This is a genomic window from Candidatus Phytoplasma solani (assembly GCF_040126175.1).
In the GTDB taxonomy this organism is placed as follows: Bacteria; Bacillota_I; Bacilli_A; order Acholeplasmatales; family Acholeplasmataceae; genus Phytoplasma; species Phytoplasma solani_A.
Genome location: NZ_CP155828.1, coordinates 558,493 through 585,160, shown reverse-complemented (window position 1 = coordinate 585,160; position 26,668 = coordinate 558,493). Strand labels below are relative to the sequence as shown.

The following is a 26,668-nucleotide window of genomic DNA, read 5'->3' as shown; positions in this document are numbered from 1 at the left end:
GCCTTTAATTTGGTATCCAAAGAATATGATTTTAATTTTTTCTCCATTTCTAAGCTCATTTCTAAGCTCATTTCTGTTTCATTAACATAATCTTAAATTATAAGCTTTTAATGTTATAAAACTGTTTATTGATATATTTTGTATTAAAAAAAATAACAATAAATCTTTCGAAAAAGATTTTATTGTTATTTTAAAGGTATTTATTTAATGGTTTTTTTATATATTTCTTATTGAAGGTGATGATGTAGAGGTAATTAAATTTGTTAAAAATATTTAATTAGTCTTTATCAAAAGGAGGTTTAAAACAGGCTAAATCAAAATCTTTCAATGGTAATTCATTTATTAAAAACAAATGATTAATTAAACGTTGAAATGATTTATCTTTTAAATGAGGGTTTTTTTTAAAATAATTAGCTAATTCTCCAACGTTTTGTTTAGTTACAGGTTTATATTTTATAACTACTTTATCTTTGTTATTAATACTTGGTGATTTATTTTCCGTATTTGTTTTATTTTGCAATGATTCATTTTTCATCGCCATAATTTGTTGATGATTAGTAATTAAGAATAATCCTAAAAAAATAAATAAAATAATTTTAAATAATAATATATGTTTTTTTAATTTAATTAACATTAATTAAGAATCTCCTTTAAATTTTTTGACATATTTTTTCCCATTCTTTGGTTTCTTTCTCCAATATATGTTTTGTCTAATTTAGATGGTTAAAATTGGATTAAATGGACTTTACTTTCATTGCATAAAGTTTTCGTTAAAAAAATTTTTTCTGTTCTAGGTGGTCCATACAATAAGTATCCTCTGGATTTTATTCGGTCGTAATTAACTAATTTATTGTTGTTTTCTTTGAAATAATAAATTAAATCTTCTAACTCTTCTTTTTCTTGTTCTCTTGTTCCATGCCATATACATCTTTGAATGTGATTTCCTTTTTTTCAAGTTTAGGTGTATTTGGGTTTTTAATTATTTCGATTTTGTTTTGTAATTGTTTAATTTGTAAAAATTAATCTAATTCTTTGGGGTTTTTTAGGAGGTGATAAAAAATCTAAAAAAAAGTCAACTTCTAATACATTGAGAATCATCGATATACCAATCATCAACCCAAACATTATTTACATAAATATAATAACGACTAACTTCGCGTTTCATCATAAAGGTTACGACTGCTACGGCCAAATTTAGTACAGACTTGGCTTACCTGTATAATTAAAACCAGCGCCTTGATAATTCTAGCACCTCTCAACCATGAAAACCTAACTATTCTAGGTAATCGCGTGCTAAATCAGCTATTTTTAAAGAAACGTTAGTGCAAGAAAGTGAATAAAACTTATTATCGGTTTCAAAAAGATGGTAAACAGTATTGACACTAAAAGAAATATTAATTTTTTTATAATTTGTTTCAATAAGAATGGGACATCTTTTAATTGCTTGACTGTATTCTTCTTCATAATTATCAAAGTTATTATTTATTTTCCAATTTCGAATAGCTTGATAAGGTTCTAAAGACTCAGGTAAATTGATAACTTTTTTGGTTTTTTTTAACATCAAAATGAAAGAGATAAATATTTTTAGCACTATTGGAGAGTTTTAATAAATCTTCTATTTTTAACTTTTGAATCTCTTGTTGTAGAGATACACTCATAACTCTAATACCATCGTCAAAATAAATGGCGTCAATTTGAACATCATGGAAAGTTCTTGATGGTAAGGTAAAACCAAACCAAGTAGAAGGTGTTGTTTTATAACAACCTAATTTGATGAGTTTTGGTTCTTTGATAATGTTATTTCTGATTAAATAATCATTAATCTTTTTTTCTTGTTTTGGTTGGCAAAGATGTTGCTAATTATTATGTGTATTTTAGGTTTTATTTCGTGGGGTTTTTCTTGGACGTCCCAAAAAGACAAAAGCTTCTTAGATGGCAATTTCATGTTTTAAAAGGTCTTATAAAGTGTAATCATAATCTCTCTGGTTGGTTTTGATTGTTTTGTATTTGTTGAATTTGTCTTTGGTTTTGTTCTATTCTTATTTGAATATCTCTTAATCTGTTTATTACTTCTTCAGGAGTATAAAGTGGAGTGTTGTTTCGAACTGCATCCATTTCTTGTATTAATAATAAATGTTGTCTTTCGAGAAACATAGAGATATGGTGATTATTAATTTGTTGAGTGATTTGGCGATGTTGATGCCAAAGTAAAGAAATATCTGCTTCTGAAACATTATTGCTTCTAGCATTAAAAATTTGTTGAACTATTCTACCTTGTTCTAAATTCATATTTTGTAAAATACGAGCTTGTTCTAATTCATCATCAGTATGATTATTACCTCTTGATGTATGATTGTTGTTTTGTGAAGCATGACCGTTATTCATCGCCATGATTTGATTATTATTGTTAATAATAAATAATAACCCTAAACCCATAAATAAAACTATTTTAAATAAGTGTAATTGTTTTTTTCCTTTAAACATTAATAAATACTCCTTTTATATTTTATTCCTCAGCTAAGGTGATTTCATAGAGGGATTGAAGGGTGGTTAGTTTATATAATATGATTTAATGAAATTCATTTAATTTATATTGTAAATTAACATATTTTTGTCTCAAATTATTAATTTTTTGGATTATTTCTTGATATTCATTATTGAGTTCCTCTATTGTTGTGTCTTGATATGTTCTACTTAAAATTTTTATAGCTACTTGATTACGTTCGTATGAATAACGCCAAATTTTTTCATTTATATATTTTAGAGTATTGACAACAGAAAGTCTTTGATAAAGTTTTTTAATTGCTTGATCTAAAATTTTTAATTGTTGTTTTAAATTAATTTTATCACAATGTAAAATTTTATTAAATAAGTTTTCTTTTTTTAATGAAAGTTGATATATTTCATTGTTTATTGAATTTTGATCGTTTAAATTATAATTATCCATCGCCATAACTTGATTATTATTAATAACAAATAATAAGCCTAAACAAATGAATAAAACTATTTTAAATAAGTGCAATTGTTTTTTTACTTTAAACATTAATTCATAACTCCTTTTTCATAACAAAAAAATATTTTAAATTTAACGTCTTCTGGGAATGTTTGGTTGATTTTGGTTGTTTTGAATTTGTTGAATTATAATATTTATTTGTCTTTGATTTTGGTCTATTCTTCATTTGAATATTTCTTAATACGTTAATTTGTTCTAACGAAGCATGAACTGGTGTATTATTAAGAGCTGTATCCATTTCTTGTATTAATAATAAAAGTTCTCTTTCAAGTTGAATTCTTGTCATATTTCGTTCAAAATTTCTCGTTGTTTGTTGCTGATTGTTGAGTTGGTTTTGTTGATAAGTTATTATTTGTTCGTGTATTTGTTGAAATCGATTTAATAGAGTATTAATTTCTGTTTCCGAAACATTATTGTTAAGAGCATTAATTATTTGTTGAGTTCTTCTTCTTTGTATAGATAATAAATTAGTAAAGACATTGTATTCATCTATATTATTGTTAACATTTGAAATATTTTGTGATGAATTATTATTCATCGCCATAACTTGATTATTATTGTTAATAACAAATAACAACCCTAAACAAACTAATAAAACTATTTTAAATAAGTGTAATTGTTTTTTTACTTTCAAGGTTAATTAATAACTCCTTTGATTTTTTATCCCTAAACTTAGGTAATATCTTATAGTTTTACTTTTCTAATTGTTTTTTTTAATTATATAATTTTTTTGTAAAAATCATAAATTAAAACTATTAAAATAAAAAAAAGAATGAAGAGTTACTAAAAGATGAATAAAACATTTTTTCTCTTAATGGTTAATATTAGCTTGTATGTTTTTATCTTTTAATTTACGTATTTTATAGTTTTTAAATAATATATAAAAACATGGTACTATGAAATTATTAATAATAGAAATACTACTAATTATAAGTAATATTGTTTTAATAAAATCAACAAAATTAGATAAATTCATTTAAATGTGAATCCCTTTCCCCCTCAGCTGAGGTGATTTTGTAGAGGGAGTTGAGAAATTGTGTCGTTTTTACTTCGTTCTTTTGAACTATCATAATCGTGTTTTATTTTATCTTTGAGTTTGATGGCGTCAGATAATATACCTTCATGCTTTTCTTGGGTGGCTTTTAATTTACCGATTTTAATTTCAACTTGTCTAATTTGTTTAACTATTTCCAATTCTTCGTCTTGTAATTTAAAGATTTCGGGTTGCAAACGATCATAGTTGTTTCGGCTTGTTGTTCTAACCTGATTCGGGTTGGTTTGGTAAATATTTAAATGGTTGTTGTTTTTTGTTAATTTCTTTTATTTTGTCTTCGTAATTTTTTTTTAAATTGGTTTGTTGAGGGTTTAACAAAGGAAATTTAGTTTTACTTTCTTGAATTTGGCGATTATAATCATCGCATGTTTTTTGATATTCTTCGATTTTTGGGTTCCGTTGGGTTTGTGTTTGAGTTAAATCATTAATTAATTTTGTTCTAATTTTCTCAATTTCTATTTTTTCTTCTTGTGTTTGGTAAAGCCAAATGATAACAATAATCCCAAGAAGTGAAATAATTTCGATAGTTACTAAATGTTTTTTTAAAAAATTATTAATATTCATAAACTTCATTCCCTTTCTGATAATAGTGTTTATTATCAAATATTGAAATACGAATATATTACCATTATACAATTTTATATTTTAAATGTTTAAAAAAAGTTATTAAGTCAAATCGTTTTCGTTTTTGTTTTTCTTCATAGCGTTTTTGGGCACGATTGTAATTAGGATTTTTTTGTTTTAGCTCGTCTTTTGCATTTTCGATTTCATTATTGTTTTCTTCTGTTTTTTTTCTAAACGATTTTGTTATCTAAATAATTCTTTTGGGTTCAAATGGTTTCCCTGTTCCAAATTTTAGACAATTTTTATTTTTTAAAAAATCTTTAAGACTAACTATTAAGTTAGTTTTTTTGTTATCAAAAAAGGATTAAAATAATTTCACATCTTTTCTAAAAATATATTTCTAGAAGAAAAAAAATTATAATGAAAAAAATTATTTGAAGATTTTTTAAAAAACAAAAACAACCAAGATATTTGTAATCAATTGATTAAACTTCATTATCTTTTAGTAAAAATATCAAAAAGAAGAATCAGCATCTAATTCGCATATTCAAATAGAGATTCAAAAAAAATTAACATAAGCTGTTAAAAAAAATAGAGCCTTTTATTTAAATATCATTGATGAATACAAAAATTACTTTTCCATTAATCAACTTACTCAATGGCTTTTAATTTCTAAAACCAGTTATTATAAATGGTTAAATGTAGACTGCCCCAAAAAAAGTGAACTGGTTTAAAGCAACAAAATACCCAAATTATTTATTAATTAAAATAAATAGTTTGGGTATTTTTTGTACCCAAATGCAAAAAAAGGAGGAAAAGATGTTAGAAGTTGAACGTGCATTGTTAGGTAGTTTGTTTTTAAATCCCGAAAAAATGAAATACTTAACCGAAAATCAAGTTAAAAATATTATTCATAAATATATGCATTATTATAACTACAAACGAAAAATGAAAATTCTTAATTATTTATCTCCGATCGAATATAAAAAAAAATATTTTAAATAATTGCCGTTCTATTTTTGAATGGTTATTTTTTTTGATTTTTTTTTAAATTCTTTCAAAAAAAAGGTTTAATTAATTTTTATAATATTGATATAGCGCTTAATTTTGCTCCTTGGTGACGTCTTAGGGGGTATATTAATAAATTTCTCAAATACTCCTTTTAAAATCTTATTAAAGGGCAATATTTTTAGTTTTTAATAAACGATAGTATTTATATATAATAATAAATGCGATACATTTTTTCTAAATAAGGTTGTTTTGATTTGTTATTTACTTGCGATTTTTTGCAATGCCACACATTTTTCTAAAATTGTCATACATTGCTAACAAGCAAGTAAAATACTAGCAAATCGTCCTCGCGGGGATATATATTTTTATATATATCTTTCATTATACACTTAAATAATGTTATTGTCAATAGTAAAATTAAATGAAAGTTATTTTTTTAGGCAATTATGTTAAAAAACATAAATTATTAATTTTTTATGTTTTTTTGTACCAACCAAAGAACAACAAAAAAATTTTATTTTTTTATGTTGAAATTCGATTTTAGCAGTGTATAATAAAAGTAATAGTAAACATTTTTTTTGAGTCATGTCTTTTTTTGTCTCAAAAAGTGTTGTTCTTTATCAGTTAACTTTTCGTGGAGCTTACCAAAAAATAGAAAAAGTCTAGTCTAGTCTTGTATAGTTTTTTTGTAAAAAAAACGAATACTAATTTTTTTGAAAAAATTATTGACAAATAAAAAAAATATTGTATATTATATATAATATTAATTATATTAGTATTTAGACTAGACTTTCTTCTTTTAGTCTTATTTTCTTTTTATTTACTCACTTTTTATCTTTTCAACCCCCTTTTTTGACCTATTTTTTTATTTTCATTTTCTTTTTTTATGTTGCAATTTGAATTTTATTTGGTTTAATTATAGTAAATTAATAAACATTTTTACGCCTTGATATTTGTTTTCAAGTGGTAGTGTTTTGAGATACCGGTACCTTATTTCTTTTTTTGTTCTTTTTTATTTTCTAAATCTAAAATTACATCCCTTAAGGAGGCCGCTTTTTCAAAATCAAGTTTTTTAGCTGCTTCTTTCATTAAATGGGTTAATTTTTTTATTTTTTGGTTAATATCTTTAAATTTATTTGTTAATTCTTTGTTTTTTATAAGTTTATCTTTTTGTTGTGGTGAAATGGATTCTAAAATAGTTTTATTAAGGGCTAATGGCACTAATTGATTTTTTTGGTTATAATCTTGTTGCTTTTGCCTTCTTCTAGCAGTTTCTTTAATCGCTAATTGCATAGCATGACTCGTATTATCGGCATACATAATTACTTTTCCATTAATATTACGAGCAGTTCTTCCGATTGTTTGAATTAGACTTCTTGTGTTTCTTAAAAAACCTTGTTTATCAGCATCTAAAATAGCTACTAAAGCGACTTCGGGTAAATCCAGTCCTTCTCTTAGGAGATTTACCCCCACTAAACAATCATATTTACCTAATCTTAAATTTCTTAAAATTTCAAGTCTTTGTAAGGATTTGATTTCACTATGCAAATAAGTTACTTTAATCCCTAAATTTTTAAGATAAGCAGTTAAATCTTCACTCATATTAATGGTTAAAGTAGTAATTAAAACTCTTTGATTATTTTTAACTCTTTTTTTTATTTCAAAATAAAGATCATCCATTTGGTTGTTGGTGCTTCTAACTTCAATTTCAGGATCAAGCACAAAAGTAGGACGAATAATTTGTTCGATAATTGGTAATTTTCGAGTTAGTTCATAATCTCCTGGAGTGGCTGATAAATAAATAATTTTATCTATTTTTTTTTCAAATTCGTCAAATTTTAAAGGTCTATTATCTAAAGCACTAGGAAGACGAAAACCATAATTAACTAAATTGGATTTTCGCGAAAAATCGCCAAAATACATCCCTTTAATTTGAGGAATGGTTACATGTGATTCATCGATAATTGTTAAAAATTCTTTACCAAAAAAATCAATTAAAGTAGATGGAGCTTCTCCTTGTTCTTTTAAAGCTAAATGTCTAGAATAATTTTCAACCCCATTGCAATGTCCTATTTCTGCTAACATTTCTAAATCATATAAAGTACGTATTTTAATTTTTTGGGCTGCTAAAAGATTATTTTCTTTTTCAAAATATGCAATTTGTTCTTTTAATTCTTGACGAATTCTCCTTACGCTTTCTTTTGTTTTCTCGGGATTAACGGCGTAAAGACTGGCGGGAAAAATTTTAATTAATTTAAGGTTATCAATCACTTTCCCGGTTAACAATTCAAAAAATTGTATCTTTTCGATTTCATTACCAAAAAAAACAATCCTTGTCCCAATTTCTTTGTTGGAAGGTGGAATAATTTCTACAATATCACCTCTCACTCTAAAAGTCCCTCTAATAAAATTAATTTCGTTTCTTTGAAATTTTAGTTCTACTAATTTTTTTAAAAAAAGATTTCTTTCATATTGATCACCTATTTGCAATAATAAAGTTGATGCTTGATAATCTTTTAAATCTCCTACTCCATAAATACATGAAACAGAAGCAACCACAATGACATCTTTTCGATTTAGTAAGGAAGTTATTGCATTGTGACGTAATTGATCAATTTCATCATTAATCTTAGAATCTTTTTCAATATAAGTATCACTTGAAGCCATATATGCTTCAGGCTGATAATAATCATAATAAGAAATAAAATACTCAACTTGATTGTGGGGGAACATCGCTTTTAATTCATTATAAAGCTGTCCTGCTAAAGTTTTATTATGGGCAATAACTAAAGTTTTTTGTTGCAAATGTTGGATAATGTTTGCAATAGTAAAAGTTTTTCCGGTTCCTGTTGCTCCCAAAAGAATTTGTTCTCTAATACCATTTTCAAAACCTTTAACTAATTTTTGAATGGCTTTAGGCTGATCACCACTTGGTTTTAAAGAAGTTTGCAATTTAAACATGTTCATTGTTTTTTTATTTTCTTTCTTTAGTGCTTTTTAATTCTTTAGTATTAATTTAATACAACAATATATAAATTTTTGTTTGAAGTTTATTTTTTTAAATCTTATTTTTAATTGCTTTAAAAAGTTTTTTAGAAATCCCTATTTTTTCAAAATCTTTCCAAGAAGCCTTATTTAACTCCATCAAACTGGTAAAGTGAGTTAAGATCATTTTTTGACGCTTTAATCCAATTCCTTTAATTTGAGATAAAGCAGTTTGATAATCAAGTTTGTGTTTGGTTTTATGGTGAAATTTAACAGCAAAACGATGAACTTCTTCGCTTAATCTTTTTAAAAAAGGAAATAATTTTGGTTTTTGTGATAAGGAAATTTTATCATGTGATGTTATAAGATATTCTAATTGATGTTTTTTGTTTTTTTGTAAAGCCCCTAAAGCTATTTCAAGATTAAGTTTATTTAAAGTTTTAAAACTGGTTTTTAACTGTAAAAAGCCACCATCTATTAAAATTAAATCAGGCTTTATTAAGGTTTCTTTTTCTTTTTTGCCATAAGTTCTAGTTAAGACTTCTTCAAAAGCTTGAAATTCATTAGGAGAATTGTCTTTAATATGAAAAGTTCGATAAAGTTTTTTTTCCAAATGAAAATTATCAAAAACAATTCTTACCGAAATAAAAGCTTGACCAAATAATTGAGAATTATCAAAAACATCAATTCTTTTAATGTCGTGATTAAAAATAACTGCTAATTCATCTAAAGCTTGTTGGGTTACTTGATCTTTGCTTTGATAGATTAAATTATTTTGTGATAAATCATTTTTAGCGTTTTTTAAAGCTAGTAAATATATTTTTTTTTTATCGCCTTTTTGAGCTACAATTACTTTGGTTTTTAATGTTTTTTCTAATAATTTCACATTAAACAAAATGGCTTCTTTTTGTTGAATATATGTTTCTTCAAAAATTTGATTTTGATTGTTTTTACCTGTAATAATAAATTCAGGCTTTAGTTTAAATTGGTAATATAAGGCAAGATAATTGTTGATATTTTCTTGGGGATAACCAACATAGGAAAAAACACTGCGATAAGAGTCAACAATATTGCCTTGTTGCATTTTTAAAATTTGAATAGCTATTTGATCGTTATTATAAGCGTATGCTAAAATATCACAATTTTTCATTTTTTGGTGACTGATTATTTGTTTTTTAGTAGTATTTTTAATATGAGCAATCATATCACGATATTCTTGAGCTTTTTCATAAAACATTTGCTTACTTGCTGCTTTCATTTTCATATTTATTTTTTTTAAAATACTTTTGGTATCTCCTTTTAAAAAACTAGTAATCGCATTGATATTGGGTTTATAATCAACTATTTTACCACTACAAGCCCCTAAACATTGATTTATCTGAAAATGAATGCAAGCTTTTTTAGTAGAAAGAGAACATCTTTTTAAAGGATATAAAAGATGCAGTAATTTTAAAGTTTCTTTGGTGCTTTTAAGATTGGGATAAGGACCAAAAAGAGTTTTTTCTTGTGGAATTTTTTTAAAGCGTGAAATTTTTAATTGAGGGTCTTTTTCTTGAGTAATTTCAAGATAAGGATAAGTTTTATCATCTAAAAGTTTAAAATTATATTTAGGAGTATGCTTTTTAATCAAATTAGCTTCTAAAATTAAAGCTTCTTGTTCGTTGTTAGTAATAATATAACAAAAATCTTGAGTTTCTTTAATCATTAAAGTTGTTTTTTGGTTGTGCTGACCTTTAATAAAATAACTTTGGACTCTTTTTTTTAAATTTTTAGCTTTACCAACATAAATAATAGTGCTGTTTTTATTTTTAAAAAGATAACAACCAGGATTGAGAGGTAAAGTTTTTATTTTTTCTAAAAGTAATGACATTAATTAAGTTTTATCCTTGTTTCTAATTTGCTTTTTAACAAGTTATTATATTTAAATTAAGTTTAGAATTCATTATTAAAAATTACGATTATATTTATTATCTAATAAATCAATATTTTTTTCCAAAAAAAACTAGCGATTAATCCATAAAAAAATTATCTTCATTAATTTTATTATACCAAAATTAATATTAATTTTTAAAATGATTGTAAAAGAGTTTTTTCGGTGTAAAATAAAGATAGTGCTTTTTTAAATATTTCCATAAAATAAAGAAAAGCTTGTTACTAACTATAAAAATAAATGAATTTAAGAAAAAGAAAATAAAACCATATGAAAATAATTAACTCTTTATTGATTCGAAATTTCAATACAATAGATTCTTTAACTTTGTCTTTTGGTGATTTTGATGGCCTCCATTTAGGACACCAATACATTTTGCAAAAATTAATTTCTTTTAAAGACACTAAAAACGCTTTAATTAATTTTTTACCTAATTCTAAAGCTTTTTTTCAACAAAAAGAAGAATTTTTTTTAACTTCTTTAGACCAAAAAATAGCTTTTTATCGTTTTTTAGGGCTTAATTATTTATTTTTATGGCGTTGGTCTCAAAAATTAGCTTTATTAACCAAAAATGATTTTATTAATGTATTAAAACAAAATCATGTTAAAAGAATTGTCATCACTAAAGAAGCTCGTTTTGGCTATCAAAGAAAAGGTAATTATCAGGATTTAAGTGAAATATTTGAAGTTTGTGTAATTGAGGATTATGCAAAAAATAATAACTGCCAACATAAAATATCTAGTACTTATATTAAAAAACTTTTAATTCAAGGAAAAATTGAAGAAGCTAATTTTTGTTTAGGCAAACCTTATTTAATTCAAGGTAAGGTTATCGAAGGACAACAAAAGGGACGTCTTTTAGGATTTCGAACAGCTAATTTAGATTACACAAATTTTTTCTTACCTCATCCCGGTGTTTATGCTGTTTTTGTCATTTATGAAAGTAAAAAATACGCAGGAACAGCTAACTTAGGTGTGCGTCCGACTTTTGAAAAAGAGACCAAAAAACTTTTAGAAATTCATATTTTAAATTTTGACAAGGTTTTATACAACCAAATAATTGAAGTTGAGTTTATATCTTTTTTAAGAAAAGAAAAGAAATTTACTCATATTTCAGAGTTGATAGCGCAAATTCAAAAAGATGTTGCTGTTACCAAAGATTTGTTAAACAAAAAAACTTTTTAACCTTTAGTAATGTTTTATATCAAAACCACCTTTAAAAGTGTTTTTTTAATTATTTATTTGTTATACTATTGTTTTAAATTTTAGTTAAAGTTTGTGTTTGTTTGTCAAAAATGCAAATTAAATATTTCTTTTGCAAAAAATCTACTTGTTTTTTATCGTTTTTTAAGGTATAATAGTAATTATAAAATGTTCTTTTTTGATTTGAAAATATTTTTCAATTATTCAAAAAAATATCTTTTTTTATTATTAAAAAGTTAAAAAAATATTAAAGGAATAAGGGTCTTTTCGTGAATTTTTTTTAAGAATTTATGTTTACGTTAAAAAGAATTATTTCAAGTTAATTAAAATTACAATAGTTATTATTTCCCTTTTTTTATTCTTTGTGGGGCATTATTTTTTTGTTTGTTAAAAGATCTAAAAAAATTTCCAATAAAAAATGTTTAAAAGTTGGCATTATTAATACTTTAGGTTTGCCTGGTTTTGATTCTACCGATAGATACCCCCTAATTGCAATTACTACTACTAATGGTGGTAAGATTTCTGGAACAGATGCTCTTTTATTTAAAGCTTTAGTTGATAAAATGGATGTTGATTTAGAAGTGACAACCGTTGATAAAGATGGAATGTGGACTTCTTTAAACAATGGTGTTTACGATGTTGTTAGTAGTACTTATAATTATACAGAAGAGCGTGCGCACACTTATGACGTAGAAAAAAATGTATATAGTAAAAGTGAGGTTGTTGATTAAAACAATCAATAAAAATAAATTTAAACCTTATTTTGATTCTAATCAAGAAAAAACTTTATCATTTGATGACAAAGATTTACAAAATGTTCAAAAAAACATCAAATTAACTACTTGAAAAAATTCAGAATATGCAAAAAAATAAAAGAAGAAGAAAAAAACCAAAATCACCTATAGAAAATCACAGCGTTAAAGAATCATTATTATCGTTAACTGATAACGCTAGAGTTTTTTTAATGTGATTAATGATTGTGCTGATGGTTATATTATCGATGAGAATTTATTATTTTTTCCTGTTGAAAATTATAATCACCAAATTAATGATGATAATAAAAAACTAGAGATTGTTGAGTTAAATTGTAAAATGGCACCTATAGGTATTTTTTTCAAAAAAAATACTACCCAAACAGAAGGAAGTATTCAAAAAAAGTCAAAGAAGTTTTAGAAAAATTATCTGAATAAGAAAAACAAAAGATTTATGATGACTCTACTAAACTAGCTATGCAATATTTGTGACATTTACAACAAAAAGTTCAATTTAAAAATATTTTAAGTAAAATGATATTTTCTTTACCTTCTTATGGCAAACCTTTTTTAATATTTTTTATAATTAGACTTGATGGTTTATTTTTAGGATTTTTGTTAGCTTTAATATTGGTGAAAATTAAATATTTCGATCCTAACTCATATATCCCAAACAAAATGTTTCGTTATGTGAAAAAACATCTTCTTTTTTAATTGACTGTTGTTTTTTTGTTTTTCCAAGCGGTTCCTGTTTTGATTCAAGGACTTTTATTTTATTTTTTTGACATTAGCAATTACTAAAAATGATTTTTTTTATCACTAATAAAGGTATTTTTATCATCACTTTAATAGTTATCATTTAAATAATGACTCAAGTTCAAGTTTTTAGATATATCATTTTTGAACAAAGCATTAAAAGAACTTATCCTTCTATTTTGGAGTCAATTTATTGTTAACATTAAAGAAAACAGTGTTATTTTCTAGTATTGGATTGACAGGAATTATTTGACAAGCGCAAAAAAAATATTGCTATCAATGGCGATACTTAACGATTAGTATCATTTATTTAATTTTAATTTTAAGTATAAATTTAATTAATAAACTAATATTTAAATATTTAAAAAAATGCTAATGATTTTTTTAATTTTTATTTAGGGGGTTGCTTTGGACAACAAGATTAATATATTTTTAGACAAAAAGGCATTTTCATTGTAAAAATAGTTTTTTTCATAATTTTTTTATGATTTTAAAAAAAAGTTTCATGTTAAAATTTTTTTTAAATTTATTTTACTTGGATTTACTTGGAGAAATTATTGAATACAAACAAAATAAAAGGCGCTAGAGGCACTGAACATAAAAAAATAATCAAAACCCAACCAAAAAGATGAGATATTTTTATTTTATATTTCATTTTTTTTTGTTTGGTTATTATTTTATTTTTTTTCACACCTTTATTATTTTTTTTTGGCTTCATAAAAGACCCCCCCTTCTTTATTTTAATTTATCTAAAATATTTTAAAATTTTAAATAATACTTAAACCTCACTTTTATTTTAACCTGAAAAATTATTTTTTTACAACTAAAAATGAAAAAATAATTAAAAAATAGCGTAAATACAAGATACACCTTTGTCGTTAAAAAAATAAAAATCAACCATCAAACATCAATTACACCTCAATTAAAAGATTAGTTGATATAATATATATATATATATATATGATTCGAGGAAAAAAATGTCCCAATTACAAAATTATATTCAAAAAAAAATAATTCAACTTAAATTTAAAACTTTAACTCCTATTCAAAAAGAAGTTTTTCAACAATTTGACAAACCAGGTAATTTAGTCGGTATTGCACCGACCGGAACTGGAAAAACACACGCTTATCTTTTGCCTTTGTTAAGTAAAATTGATTTCCCAAAAAACCTTCTTCAAGCTATTATTTTAGTACCGACTAATGATTTAGTTTTTCAAGTTTGGGAAATGTTAAAAAAGGTGGAGAAAAATCATTTTACCAAAATTTTTTATGGTGGGATGGATAAACAAAAAACATTAGAACAACTTAGTAAAAAACAACCTTCTTTAATTATTTCTACTCCTGATAAAATTTTAGAATACGCTTTTAAACTAAAAAAAATTAATTTAAAATATGTTTCTTATTTGGTGTTAGATGAAGCCGATATGATGTTTGATCAAGCTTTTTTAACTTCTTTAGAACCTTTGGTTAATCATTTAAAAGCTAAAATTTTATTATTTTCGGCCACTATCACTCTTCAAATGAAACCTTTTATTAATCGTTATTTTGGGAAAGCAAATTTTATTGATGTTTTTGATCAAAACATTTCTAAGTGTACTTTTTTTCTTTTGGAAACTACTACTAGTCGCCTTCAAACACTGATTCAACTAACAAAAGTATTAAATCCTTATTTAGCTTTGGTTTTTGTCAACGATAAAAAAGAGCAAGAATTAATTTTTCAAACTTTAAACAATCATAAATTTAATATGTTAAATTTTAATTCTTCTTTGAGTGTGAAACAAAGAAAACAAGAATTAAAATCTATTCATAAATTAAAATATCAATATGTGATTGCAAGTGATTTAGCATCAAGAGGACTTGATTTTGATGCTTCGTGTGTCATTCATTATAATTTACCTTATCAACTGGAGTTTTTTTTTCATCGTAGCGGAAGAACAGCTAGAATAGGTAAAAAAGGCGAAGTTATTGTTTTATATGACCCAAAAGATAACAAACAAAATGAAAAAATTCATAAATTAATCCAAATGGGAATTATTTTTAAAAAATCTTTTTTAGGGAAAGAAGGTTTTATCAGAGAAATTTTACCAAAATCAATTAAAAACCCCCATCTTAAATCTTTGGAAACAATTAACAATAAAATAGAAAAAAAACAATTAGATCATAAAAGTAGTAAAAAAAATCTTATTAAAAACACTAATAACAAAAATATTCCCGAATATAAAAACAAAAACAAACAAAAAAAAATACAAACTTTTTCCTCCAATAAAACTTATAAACCCCAAAAAAATACATCCATTAAAAAACAAAACCTAAAAAACAAATCGCCATTTAAAAGAAAAAACTCAAATAATGAAAAAAGTTGAAAAATAAAATCAAGATTGAAAAAAAGAGGTATTTAAAATGTTGATTTTAGGCAGTCATGTTCCTATGAAGAAACCAGATAATTTCAAAGGTGCTATCGAAACTGCTTTATCTTATGAAGCGAACGGTTTAATGGTTTATACTGGTGCTCCTCAAAATACTATTAGAACTCAACAAAATAAATTTCAAATTGAAGCTGCTTTGTCACTTGCTAGCCAAAATAATTTATCTTGCAATAATTTTGTAGGTCATGCTCCTTATATTGTTAATCTTGCTAATAGTGATCATCAGAAAAGAGATTTTGCTATTGATTTTTTATCACAAGAATTAAAACGTTTTGCTGCGATGAAGATTAATAAAATGGTTTTGCATCCAGGCAATTTTTTAAAAAGTGATCTTCAGCAGGCTATTTGCTGGGTGGCTCAAGGGATAGATTCTATTTTAGAAAATACTAATGATTTAAAGATTGAGATTGTTTTAGAGACTATGGCTGGTAAAGGGACTGAAATTGGTAAAAACTTAGAAGAATTAAGGCAAATACGTAATTTAGTCAAAAACCATCAAAGAGTTTCTTTTTGCCTTGATACTTGTCATCTTTTTGATGCTGGCTATGACTTAAAAAATAATTTTACGCAATTTTTGAAAGATGTAGAAAGTATTTTAGGAATCGAAAATATTTCAGTGATTCACCTGAATGATTCTAAAAATGAACTTCAAAGTCATAAGGACCGTCATGAAAATATTGGTTTTGGGAAAATTGGATTCAAAGCTTTAATGAAAATTATTTATCATCCGTCTTTTTGTCAAATACTAAAAATTTTAGAAACTCCTTACATTAATGGAAAAGCTCCTTATTTAGAGGAAATTAAAATGATTAAAAATAAAATATTCAACCCAGAACTCAAAAATTTGTTTAATTAAAAAAACTATCAAAAAGTTCAAGATTAATTGTAAAAAAGACTAACTTTTAAATTAGTCTTTTTATAATTTAACAAAAGATTTAATTTTATGATAATTAAAAAAATTGTTTATCTTAAATAAAAAAAGCATAAAGAAAAATCAGTTGATTCATTTGAATTTAACTTGTGTTTCACTTGTTTTTTATTTTTTTAATTATTTGGACGGCCATTAAAAACATTATTATAGTTAATAATAATATTATAGTAATAAACAATATTAATCTTATATATGATTTAACAGTGAATACTACCCTTACAGAACCTTCAAAATCAGAAGATGAAATATCTGCTTGGTTTTCCCCTTCGATTAATTCTATTTTTAAATTTTCTTCTTGTTTTTGAGTTAATTCCGGGATAAATTTATTTAATAACGCTTTTCTTACTGCTTCAATACTTCTTTCGCTTAATTCACCTAAATTTTTAGTTTGTAATATAGTTGATAATTTTTGTTTTGATTCTTCAGTTTGCACTGATATATTGGTAAATTCAACTTTATTACCTTCTACTTTAGGAGAAGTTGCTTTTGGAGTAATGGTTATTTTGCTAGCATCATCAATTGACATAGTAACATCTTCTGTGATAGTTAATGAATTTACTGTTTTTAAAAATTTATTTAAAATGGGTTGTGTTGAAATTTGATTTTTTTCTTCTTGTGTTAAAATTATTTTAGTTGTTGTTTCGTTTAAAAAAGTGCTTAAATTTTTTTTGACGACTACATTAGTAAATTCAACTTTATTACCTTCTACTTTAGGAGAAGTTGCTTCTGGAGTAATGGTTACTTTGTTATTTGTAACATTAATTGACATAGTAACATCTTCTGTGATAGTTAATGAATTTACTGTTTTTAAAAATTTATTTAAAATAGGTTGTGTTGAAATTTGATTTTTTTCTTCTTGTGTTAAAATTATTTTAGTTGTTGTTTCGTTTAAAAAGGTGCTTAAATCTTTTTTGACGACTACATTAGTAAATTCAACTTTATTACCTTCTACTTTAGGAGAAGTTGCTTCTGGAGTAATGGTTACTTTGTTATTTGCAACATTAATTGACATAGTAACATCTTCTGTGATAGTTAATGAATTTACTGTTTTTAAAAATTTATTTAAAATAGGTTGTGTTGGAGTTTGACTTTCTGCTTTTGTTAAAATTATTTTAGTTTCTTTATCTTTTAAGAAAAAATCAATTTGATTTTTATTAATGTCTATATAATTAAATATAACCCTTCCTTTTACTTTATTAGAAACTTCATTTGATGCAACAACTAAGTGACAAGAACTAGTGTATGTTATACAAACGTCATCTATTGACAAATTTTGACCTTCTTTTAAAACTTTATTTAAAACAGATTGTTTTTTGTTACGATCTTCTCTAAAATCAGGATCTTGGATTTCTGTAACAGTTAAACTGATTTTAGTTGATAGAGGTTTTAAAAAATTTGTAAGTGGTTGTTTTTGATTTGATCCACGATTTGATGAATCATTTGAAGTTTCTGTTGTAAAAACTAATGTTCCTTGATATTGTTGACTATTATCTATAGGTTTAATTATTAAGTTTTTATTACCTTCGTTTTGTATAATAAAATCTTCAATGTTTAATGCTGCGATATTATCTTTTGTGATTTTATTTAAAACTGATTGGCATTTAGGATTGTTTTTTTCTATTTCGGTTAATTCAATTGGCATTTTATTTAATTCAAAAACATCCTTAATATCTTGTGATTCTCCCATTGCATAATTTAAAAAAAGTGAGAAATTAATTATTATAAAGAAAATAAGCAAGAAAGAAATTAATTTCTGAGACATAAAAGATTTGGAAACATTTTTTTTTATGAATTTCATTTTTTTAACCTTTCTTAAATAAAAAATACTTTCTTGGGTGAAAAAATCTTGTTCAAAAAAACTGATACTTAAAAATTTTAAAAATAAAATATTTAAATAAGAAAACAAACCTCCTTGCTTAATTGAAACGATTAAGTAAAAAATTATGTTAATTATTTCTTTATTAATGAATATTCTAATAAAAAAATAGATTTGTGGGTTCGAATCATTAGTTATTTCATAGTGACTTTTCTATTGTAACTATTCAACTAGATATCACTATTAATTCTATTATATCATCCAAAAACAAAATAATTATATTTAGTGTATTATTTTTTATTTTATTAAAAAAATGACCTTTTTTCAAAATATAATTTCTAATTTTATCATGATTTATTTTAATTTGTTTTTGAGTATAAAAAAACATGTGAAATTTATGTTTTTTAAAATTAATTTATTTTTAAAAAACATAAATTTTCTTGAATAATTATAGGAATTAAAATAAGTAAGTTTTTGGTTTTGTTATAATTTTTGCTTTAATTTAAATCTAATGAGTTATATTTAGAGTTGTTAAAAATTTAAATTCCTTAGAATGTTATCTTTTTATTGTGTATATTAAAAATATGTTAAAAGTTTAAAATTCATTTTTAAGATTATAAACATTAAAACAAAATTTAAGTTTAAATTTTTGTTTTAACTTTTTTAAGTGCTTTTTTTGTTATAATTATATAAGAATTTGTTTTTAAATATGTATTTTTTTCAAAAAAACGTTATAATTCGGTTTAAGTTAATTTTTTAATATATAAAATAAAGGAAATAAAAAACAAATGAATAATAATAAAAATAATGAATTTATCAGGGTACGTGGAGCGCGTGCAAATAATTTAAAAAATATTAACATTGATATTCCTAAAAATAAATTTGTAGTAATTACTGGTTTATCTGGTTCAGGTAAATCTTCTTTAGCTTTTGATACTTTATATCAAGAAGGAAAAAGAAGATATGTTGAATCATTAAGTGCTTATGCTAGACAATTTTTAGGTAATTTTGAAAAACCTGATGTTGATAGTATTGAAGGGTTAAGCCCTTCTATTAGTATTGATCAGAAAACAACTTCTCATAATCCTCGTTCGACTGTGGGCACTATTACAGAAATTTATGATTATTTAAGAGTGGTTTATGCCAATGTGAGCATTCCTTTTCATCCTCTAAAAAAAATTGCTTTAGAAAAACAAACAATCGAGCAAATGATTCAAAAAATCAACCAATCTTTTTTGACAAACAAAAAAGAAGAAAAAATGATTTTAATTTTAGCCCCTATCGTTGAAAGGCAAAAAGGAACTCATCAAAAAATATTTTCAAAACTTTCTCAAGATGGCTTTCATCGTGTTATGATTAATGATCATATTTATTTAATTGATGAAATTCCATCTTTAGAAAAAAATAAAAATCATAGTATTTATGTAATGGTTGATCGTTTGGAAGTTAATGAATCAAATCAAACTAGGTTATTTGAAGCTGTAGAGCAATCTTTGCAATTAACTAAAGGTAAAGTTTTTGTTACACTTGAAAGTTGGGGTTTAGCCAAAACAAAGCAAAAAAACATTCCTTTTTTAAAATTAAATCGTAATTATCATTTAGAAGGAGTTGATTTTGATGTTCCTGTTTGTGAAGCTAGACTTTTTTCTTTTAATACACCTTTAGGTGCTTGTCCTAGTTGTAAAGGGATTGGTGTTAAAACAGATGATGATATTTTCGATTCGTATGAATCTTTAAATGATTTTATTCTCAAAATTTTTAAAAATATTAGCGAAAATGATGATTTTATTTATCAAAAACAACTCTTAATTAATGTGTGTCGTCATTATCAAATTGATATGGATACTCCTTTATTACAATTAGAAGATGGACAAAAAAGTATTATTTTTTCTGGTTTATCATTGAAATATGTTGTTTCAAAAAAACTAGATCAAAAAATATTTTGTTATAAAAATCATGTTTTTGAAGGGATTTTAAACATTTTACAAATATACCGTTGTAACAATGAAGTTGACAAAAATTGTCCAACTTGCAAAGGAAAAAGATTAAATAAAGAAGCTTTAATTTTTAAATTGAATGGCAAAAATATTTATGAATTAACTAATTTATCAATTAATGAAATGTTGCTTTTTATTAAAAGTTTAGTTTTTGGCGTAGAAGAAACAAAAATCATTCATTTAGCTTTAAAAGAAATTATTCATCGACTTACTTTTTTACAAGAAATTGGCTTAGGATATTTGACTTTATCGCGAAATGGATCAACTTTATCAGGGGGAGAAGCCCAAAGAATCCGTTTGGCTACTCAAATTGGGTCTAAATTATCAGGAGTTTTGTATGTTTTAGATGAACCTTCAATTGGACTACATCAAAAAGATAATGATTTGTTAATTGATTCTTTGAAAAAAATGAGGGATTTGGGGAATTCTTTAATAGTGGTGGAACATGATCATGATACTATGTTAGCTGCTGATTATTTAATTGACATCGGACCGAAAGCTGGTATTTTAGGAGGTGAATTAAAAGCAGCAGGCACCCCACAAGAAGTCATGCAAAATTCTGATAGCTTAACAGGAAAATATTTATCAAAAAAAATAACAATTAATATCCCTTCTGTTAGAAGGAAAGGAAATAACCAAAATATCTTAGTTAAAAAAGCTTCTAAAAATAATTTAAAAAATATAAATGTTTCTTTTCCAATGGAAACCTTAATAGTAGTAACAGGTGTTTCAGGATCAGGTAAATCAACTTTAGTCAATGATGTTTTGTTGCGTGGTTTAGAAGTAAAAAAATTTCGAAAAAATCGTGATAACAACAAAGAATTTCATAATGTAGTTGATGATTTTAATTGTGTGACAAAAATAGTCGAAATTTCTCAATCAGCTATCGGTAGAACTCCTAGAAGCAATCCTGTAACTTATACAGGTGTTTTTAATGAAATTAGAGATTTATACACTCAAACTGAAGAAGCTAAAATTAGAGGTTACCAAAAGGGCCGTTTTTCTTTCAATGTTAAAGGTGGTAGATGTGAAGCTTGTTCTGGTGATGGTGTCAAAAAAATCTCGATGCACTTTTTACCAGATGTTTATGTTGTTTGTGAAAGTTGCAAAGGCAATAGGTACCACAAAGAAACTTTAAGTATTAAGTATAAAAACAAAAATATTGCTGAAGTTCTTGCTTTCAGTGTTGATGAAGGAGTAATTTTTTTTCAAAATCATCCTAAAATTAAAACTCAATTAGAAATATTGCAAAATGTTGGTTTAGGTTATATGAAATTAGGCCAATCATCACCAACTTTATCAGGTGGAGAAGCTCAAAGGGTTAAATTAGCTAGTGAATTAAATAAAAAAGTAATTCCAGGCGCTTTATATGTTTTAGATGAACCAACAACTGGATTGCATTCAGAAGATGTAAAACAATTAATTGAAGTTTTGCATCAAATGGTTGATCAAAAAGCCACTATTATTGTCATTGAGCACAATTTAGATGTTATTAAAAATGCTGATTATATTATTGATTTAGGACCTGAAGGAGGAGACCAAGGAGGATATATAGTGGCGCAAGGAACTCCTGAAATGATTAGCAAGAATAAAAAAAGCTATACAGGACAATATTTAATAAAATCATTAGCCAAACAATAATAATTTAGAACTAGTAAAAGCATTTTTTTTTATATTATTTTTACTAAAATTTTTATTTTTTAAAAGTTTTAATTTTTTATCGTTTAATTTGGAATTATTTAAACATTAAATTTGTTAAAAAAAAGCCAAAAAATAAGATATTTTAATAGAATATGTTATTTTTAATGCTATAATATGATTAGGAAAGGGAAGACGATTTATTTTAATATTTATTAATTATTTATGGATTTTACACTCAATAGAATTATTTTTAAATTTTTTTAAAGATTCTTAAAAAATCAAATAACTCCAAAAAATAATTTTTATTTTAAAATATTTTTATCTTTTAAGCAAAGGAAACACTTGTCTTTGATCGGTTTAGTTTGTGATTTAGTTTCAAAAAAATTATGAAGACCAATTTTCCAGTAATAGATATTTTTGTATACTTTTTTTATTTTAAAAAAATTATTTTTGATTTTTTCCTTAATAAAATATTATAAATATAAAAAGTTAAAAAAGTAAGTTTAAAAAAATTAGAAAAAAAGGTATTGAAAAATGGAAATTAAAAAAGTTAATGATGAAAAAATCCAATATTGTTTTGAGGTTTCAACTTTAGAATTAGAACAACATCTCGCTTTGGCTTATGACAAAATAAAACATAAAGTAGAAATTAAAGGTTTTAGAAAAGGTCATGTTCCAAGAAAAATTTTTGAAACTCGCTTTGGCAAAGATGATTTATATGCTAACGCTTTAGAAGGGATTGTTCAGAACAGATATAAAGACATTTTGGAAAAAAAAGATTTTGAAAGTATTGGCATTCCTAAAATAGTTGATTTAAAAGAAAAAAAATTCAAAAAAAAGCAAGATTTTACTTTTAGTTTAGAATTTAATGTTAAGCCTAAAGTTATTTTGGGTTCATATTTAGGACTAAAAATTAACAAAGAAAATCTAGAAGTCAAAGATGAAGAAATAACTGCTAAAATTAATACTTTGTTCGATAGTAAAGTAGAATTAATTTCTAAATCAATTGATGTCTTAGAAAAAGAAGACACGGCTATTTTTGATTTTCAAGGTTTGCTTGACGGTAATCCTTTTGAAGGTGGAACTGCTAAAAATTTTAATTTAGAAATTGGTTCAAAACAATTTGTTCCTGGTTTTGAAGAGCAAATGATAGGAATGAAAAAAGGAGAAACCAAAAATATAGAAATTACTTTTCCTAGCGATTATAATCAAAAAAAATTATCTAATCAAAAAGTTATTTTTAAGGTAACTCTTCACGAAATTAAAACCAAACAAAAAATTGAGTTAACAGATGAAATGATTGTATCTTTGCAATATTCTGAAATTAAAACTTTAGAAGAACTTAAGAATAAAATTAAAGAAGATCTTTTGAAACAAAAAAAGAAACAACATGACATAAAAATGGAAAAAGAAGTTATAGATCAAATAACTAAAAATACACAACTTACAATTCCTCAAGATATTATTGAAGAAGAAAAAAAACATCTTCAAAATGAGTTTCAATTGAAATTACAAAAACAAAATTTAACTTTAGAACAATATCAAAAATATTTAGGGATTACTAAAGAAACCATGGAAAAAGATTGGCAAGAGCAAGCTAAAAAATATTTGGAATATCAACTTATTATGGAACAAATTGCTTTAGAACAAAATATAATTATTTCTCCAGAACAAATAGAAAAATGTTATCAACAATTAAGTCAAATTAATCAACTTCCTCTTGAAAAAATTAAGAATAATTTAAAACCCCAATCTTTAAAAAAATCTTTATTGTTGGATGAAGCTTTAAAACTGGTTATGAAAAGTGTTGTTTTTGCTGATCAATAAATTAAAAAAACTATTGAATATAAAAAAAATTAGAAAAGGAGACGGAAATAGTTGAAAACTAAAACTAAAAAAGATAAAGTTGATTTTACTTTAGAAATAGAACAAGCAAATTTTATGCAATTACCGGCTTTGGCAATTAATGAAGTTGTTCCAATGCCTAATGTTGATTTTCGGATTGAAATATCAGAAAAACAATACATCAACGCTCTAAAAGAATCAGAGGAACATAATAAATCATTTATTGCTATTTTAGTAAGAACAGGTTCTTTACAAGGAAAAGTAAGAATCATAGATCTTCGTCGTTATGCTGTTGTAGCTCAAATAATAACTAAAGTTAAGATTCCTAATGGTAATTTTAAAGTAAGATTCCGGATTTTGCAAAGAGTTAAAATTCAAAAATTTTTACACAAAGAACCTTTTTTAAAAGTAGAATATCAAAATATCAATACTGTTTTTGGGGAAAAAAACGAAGAAAAAGCATTAATGAAAATTGTTATTGATACAATTTTAAAAAAACCTTTTCCGTTGTTAAATCAAAATAATAGTAATTTTTTAGAAATGATTCAATCTGATCATGAAACAGAAAAAATAACTGATATCATTATTTTTAATTTACGAATTGATAATTTAGAAAAATACAAATATTTAAAAGAATCCAACCTTAACAAAAGGCTTTTCAATATTTTAAGAGATATTGATATTTTAACTATAGGGATTACTTTAGAACACAAAATTAATGAAAAAGTGAAACAAAGCATTGACGAAAACCAAAAAGAATTTTATTTAAGAGAAAAAATGAAAGCTATTCAAAACGAATTAGGTGATAAAGTTAAAAAAGAAGAAGAAATTATAGAATTAAGACAAAAAATTAAAATCACACCACTTCCTGAAGAAATTAAGAAAAAAGCTTTACAAGAATTGTCACGTTATCAATCATCTTCATCTTTGATAGCAGAATCTTTTGTGATTAAAAATTATCTTGATTTTTTACTTGAATTACCTTGGGGGAAAACAACTCAAGATATCGATGATTTATCCCAAATAGAAAAATCCCTTAATCATCATCATTATGGTTTAAAAAAAGTAAAAGAACGTATTTTAGAATACGCAGCAGTCAAAATTATGACTAAGAAAAATCCCCAAAATATTTTATGTTTAGTAGGACCTCCAGGAGTAGGAAAAACTTCTTTAACTTTTTCTATTGCAAAATCTTTAGGACGTAAATTTGTTAGACAATCTTTGGGTGGTATGAAAGAAGAATCAGAAATTAGAGGACATAGAAAAACATATATTGGAGCTATGCCAGGACGTATTTTAGCAGGGATTAAAGAAGCCCAAACAATGAACCCTGTTTTTTTATTGGATGAAATCGATAAATTAATTGCTAATTATAATTTTGATCCGGCATCTGCTTTGTTAGAAGTTTTAGATCCGCAACAGAATAAAACTTTTATGGATCATTTTTTATCGGAACCATTTGATTTATCGCAAGTTCTTTTTATCACTACTGCTAATTATTTGGATAATGTGCCAGAACCTTTAAAAGATCGGATGGAAATTATTGAAATAAATTCTTATACTGAAAAAGATAAAGTTGAGATTGCCTCCAAATATCTGTTTCCCAAACAATTAAAAAATCATGGAATTACTAATCAAAATTTAATCATTGAAGAGGAAACTTTCCTTTATTTAATTCGTCATTATACCAAAGAAGCTGGCGTAAGAGAATTAGATAGAATATTAGCTGAGCTTGCAAGAAAAACAATTAAAAAAATCTTAATTGATAAAAAAGAAAAAGTTATCATCACTTCTAAAAATACTTCTGATTATCTAGGGAAAGAAAAATATTTACATCTTTTAGCTGAAAAAAAAGAGCAAATAGGTTCTACTAACGGGTTAGCTTATACTTATTTTGGTGGAGAATTGTTGAAAGTGGAAGTTACTTATTATAAAGGCAAAGGACAATTATTTTTAACCGGAAAATTAGGTGATGTTCTTAAAGAAAGTGCTTATACTGCTTTAAGTTTTATTAAAGCTAACGCTCAAAAATTAGGCATTATAGATGATGAGATATTTTTACAAAATGATTTTCATATACATCTTCCTGAAGGCGCAATACCCAAAGATGGCCCTTCAGCTGGTATTACAATTGCTACTTCCTTGTTTTCTGCTATTACTAAAAAATATATTAAAAAAGGTTTAGGAATGACAGGTGAAATCACTTTGAGAGGTGATGTTTTGGGAATTGGTGGTTTGAAAGAAAAAGCCATTGCCGCTAACCGTAGTGGACTTAACACTATTTTAATACCTCAAGAAAATGTTAAAGATATTGATGATATTCCTGAAGAAGTGAGAACTAAATTAAATATCATTCCTGTTTCAGATGTTTGTGAAGTTTTTTCTAAAGTTTTTCTTTAGTCAAAAAAAATACCACTCTTTTTAGAGTGGTATTTTTCATTTTAATATTAATTTTATTATTTTTTTACTTTTGTGTGATGATATTATTTTTTTATTATAAAAAAAGAAAGATTAACTCCAATGCTAACCCAATAAACCAATTTTGGCTTTGTCTACAAGCATTACCATTTTGATCATAAGTAAATTATTTTTTTATTATAACCATATATACTTGTATTCATAATTTTTGTTTGTTATTGTGCCCCAATTTTCTTGTACATATTTTAATTCTTCGGATCTACTTTTTTCAAGGTTTGTATTTATCTTTAAAAAGTTTTTTTGGTGCTTCTTTGTGTTGGGTATTA

The 26,668-nt window shown here is 24.7% G+C and carries 21 protein-coding genes and 1 pseudogene; 10 read left to right on the top strand and 12 right to left on the bottom strand.

From position 1 onward, the window contains the following. Window positions 1-277: 277 nt before the first annotated feature. The 9 genes and pseudogenes from PSOL_RS02850 to PSOL_RS02810 form a co-directional block, all read right to left on the bottom strand. The gene (locus PSOL_RS02850) at window positions 278-634 is read right to left on the bottom strand and encodes an SVM family protein (protein WP_349401860.1); all 357 of its coding nucleotides are present in this window, start codon (window positions 632-634) and stop codon (window positions 278-280) included. 31 nt (window positions 635-665) lie between these two features. Further along, window positions 666-1,013: pseudogene (locus PSOL_RS02845) on the bottom strand (ATP-dependent Zn protease); the annotation flags it as partial. 260 nt (window positions 1,014-1,273) lie between these two features. Then, window positions 1,274-1,561 carry a hypothetical protein gene (locus PSOL_RS02840; RefSeq protein ID WP_349401859.1) on the bottom strand — a complete coding sequence of 96 codons (288 nt, stop codon included), beginning with the start codon at window positions 1,559-1,561 and terminating at the stop codon, window positions 1,274-1,276. Window positions 1,562-1,807: 246 nt separating this feature from the next. Next, window positions 1,808-1,945 carry a hypothetical protein gene (locus tag PSOL_RS02835; protein ID WP_349401858.1) on the bottom strand — a complete coding sequence of 46 codons (138 nt, stop codon included), beginning with the start codon at window positions 1,943-1,945 and terminating at the stop codon, window positions 1,808-1,810. 26 nt (window positions 1,946-1,971) lie between these two features. Next, complete coding sequence (locus tag PSOL_RS02830) at window positions 1,972-2,484, bottom strand: SVM family protein (protein WP_349401857.1); 513 nt, start codon at window positions 2,482-2,484, stop codon at window positions 1,972-1,974. An 85-nt stretch (window positions 2,485-2,569) separates the two neighbouring features. Then, a complete protein-coding gene (locus tag PSOL_RS02825) occupies window positions 2,570-3,043 on the bottom strand; it encodes an SVM family protein (protein ID WP_349401856.1) in 474 nt (157 codons plus the stop codon). 4 nt (window positions 3,044-3,047) lie between these two features. Further along, window positions 3,048-3,647, bottom strand: coding sequence for an SVM family protein (locus tag PSOL_RS02820; RefSeq protein WP_349401855.1), 600 nt, complete (start codon window positions 3,645-3,647; stop codon window positions 3,048-3,050). Window positions 3,648-4,012: 365 nt separating this feature from the next. Then, entirely contained in the window at window positions 4,013-4,243 is a 231-nt protein-coding gene (locus PSOL_RS02815; RefSeq protein WP_349401854.1) for a hypothetical protein, read from the bottom strand. A gap of 28 nt (window positions 4,244-4,271) precedes the next feature. Beyond that, a complete protein-coding gene (locus PSOL_RS02810) occupies window positions 4,272-4,631 on the bottom strand; it encodes a hypothetical protein (RefSeq protein WP_349401853.1) in 360 nt (119 codons plus the stop codon). Between the two features lie 819 nt (window positions 4,632-5,450). On the opposite strand from PSOL_RS02810, the gene PSOL_RS02805 reads away from it, so the two are divergent. Continuing rightward, complete coding sequence (locus tag PSOL_RS02805) at window positions 5,451-5,636, top strand: IS3 family transposase (protein WP_349401852.1); 186 nt, start codon at window positions 5,451-5,453, stop codon at window positions 5,634-5,636. Window positions 5,637-6,632: 996 nt separating this feature from the next. Here PSOL_RS02805 and uvrB read toward each other — a convergent pair. Both uvrB and uvrC read right to left on the bottom strand, forming a co-directional pair. Beyond that, a complete protein-coding gene (gene uvrB, locus PSOL_RS02800; RefSeq protein ID WP_349401851.1) occupies window positions 6,633-8,609 on the bottom strand; it encodes an excinuclease ABC subunit UvrB in 1,977 nt (658 codons plus the stop codon). A gap of 91 nt (window positions 8,610-8,700) precedes the next feature. Further along, the gene (gene uvrC, locus PSOL_RS02795) at window positions 8,701-10,497 is read right to left on the bottom strand and encodes an excinuclease ABC subunit UvrC (RefSeq protein WP_349401850.1); all 1,797 of its coding nucleotides are present in this window, start codon (window positions 10,495-10,497) and stop codon (window positions 8,701-8,703) included. Between the two features lie 330 nt (window positions 10,498-10,827). Here uvrC and ribF point away from each other — a divergent pair, with 330 nt between their 5' ends. The 6 genes from ribF (at window position 10,828) to PSOL_RS02765 (ending at window position 16,550) form a co-directional block, all read left to right on the top strand. Beyond that, window positions 10,828-11,742 carry a riboflavin biosynthesis protein RibF gene (gene ribF, locus PSOL_RS02790; protein WP_349401849.1) on the top strand — a complete coding sequence of 305 codons (915 nt, stop codon included), beginning with the start codon at window positions 10,828-10,830 and terminating at the stop codon, window positions 11,740-11,742. A 398-nt stretch (window positions 11,743-12,140) separates the two neighbouring features. Then, on the top strand, window positions 12,141-12,491 hold the full coding sequence (locus PSOL_RS02785; protein ID WP_349401848.1) for a transporter substrate-binding domain-containing protein: 351 nt from the start codon (window positions 12,141-12,143) through the stop codon (window positions 12,489-12,491). Continuing rightward, window positions 12,484-12,606 (top strand): hypothetical protein, encoded by a 123-nt coding sequence (locus PSOL_RS02780; RefSeq protein ID WP_349401847.1) that lies wholly within the window; start codon window positions 12,484-12,486, stop codon window positions 12,604-12,606. The genes PSOL_RS02785 and PSOL_RS02780 overlap by 8 nt, the downstream gene beginning before the upstream one ends. Before the next feature lie 120 nt (window positions 12,607-12,726). After that, entirely contained in the window at window positions 12,727-12,933 is a 207-nt protein-coding gene (locus PSOL_RS02775; protein WP_349401846.1) for a hypothetical protein, read from the top strand. 1,312 nt (window positions 12,934-14,245) lie between these two features. Beyond that, window positions 14,246-15,631, top strand: coding sequence for a DEAD/DEAH box helicase (locus PSOL_RS02770; protein ID WP_349401845.1), 1,386 nt, complete (start codon window positions 14,246-14,248; stop codon window positions 15,629-15,631). Between the two features lie 37 nt (window positions 15,632-15,668). Next, complete coding sequence (locus PSOL_RS02765; protein WP_349401844.1) at window positions 15,669-16,550, top strand: deoxyribonuclease IV; 882 nt, start codon at window positions 15,669-15,671, stop codon at window positions 16,548-16,550. 169 nt (window positions 16,551-16,719) lie between these two features. Here PSOL_RS02765 and PSOL_RS02760 read toward each other — a convergent pair whose 3' ends face one another. Beyond that, window positions 16,720-18,312 (bottom strand): hypothetical protein, encoded by a 1,593-nt coding sequence (locus tag PSOL_RS02760; protein ID WP_349401843.1) that lies wholly within the window; start codon window positions 18,310-18,312, stop codon window positions 16,720-16,722. A gap of 917 nt (window positions 18,313-19,229) precedes the next feature. Here PSOL_RS02760 and uvrA point away from each other — a divergent pair. The 3 genes from uvrA (at window position 19,230) to lon (ending at window position 26,324) form a co-directional block, all read left to right on the top strand. Next, the gene (gene uvrA / locus PSOL_RS02755) at window positions 19,230-22,079 is read left to right on the top strand and encodes an excinuclease ABC subunit UvrA (RefSeq protein ID WP_349401842.1); all 2,850 of its coding nucleotides are present in this window, start codon (window positions 19,230-19,232) and stop codon (window positions 22,077-22,079) included. A 534-nt stretch (window positions 22,080-22,613) separates the two neighbouring features. Further along, complete coding sequence (gene tig / locus PSOL_RS02750; RefSeq protein ID WP_349401841.1) at window positions 22,614-23,906, top strand: trigger factor; 1,293 nt, start codon at window positions 22,614-22,616, stop codon at window positions 23,904-23,906. A gap of 51 nt (window positions 23,907-23,957) precedes the next feature. After that, entirely contained in the window at window positions 23,958-26,324 is a 2,367-nt protein-coding gene (gene lon / locus PSOL_RS02745; protein ID WP_434062261.1) for an endopeptidase La, read from the top strand. Window positions 26,325-26,668: the final 344 nt, after the last annotated feature.